Source organism: Aquicoccus porphyridii, assembly GCF_008369105.1.
Taxonomy (GTDB): Bacteria; Pseudomonadota; Alphaproteobacteria; order Rhodobacterales; family Rhodobacteraceae; genus Aquicoccus; species Aquicoccus porphyridii.
In genome coordinates, this window is the sequence record NZ_VINQ01000140.1 from 1 (window position 1) to 433 (window position 433).

Annotated in this window: 1 pseudogene; it reads right to left on the reverse strand. The window is 61.9% G+C overall.

Annotation, left to right across the window (positions count from 1 at the left end):
* Positions 1–433 (reverse strand): annotated as a pseudogene (locus tag FLO80_RS23930) (hypothetical protein); the annotation flags it as partial.

Below are 433 nucleotides of genomic sequence, written 5' to 3' on the forward strand. Positions count from 1 at the left end.
TGGTTGCGGTCGCCTTCGGTGACCTTCTCGCACCACATGTAGATCCAGGTCCACACGCTCTGCGGGCAGGTATAGCCGCACCAGACGCGACCGGCGAACACGGTGATGAAGAACAGGCCGAAGGCGCAGACGATCAGCAGCCAGGAAAGCAGCATGAAGTCCTGCGGCCAGAAGGTGGCGCCGAAGATGTAGAACTTGCGCTCGGGCAGGTCCCACCAGACGGCCTGGCGGCCGCTCCAGTTGAGCCAGACGGTACCGAAGTAGAGGAGGAAGAGCGCCGCACCGCCCACCATGCGCAGTCGGCGGAAGATACCGGTGAAGGCCCGGGTGTAGATCTTCTCGCGCTTGGCGTAGAGATCGTTGTTATTGGTGTCGCCCTTGGCAGGCGGGGTGACGTCTTGAACGGGAATCTGTTTGCTCATCAGTGCGTACC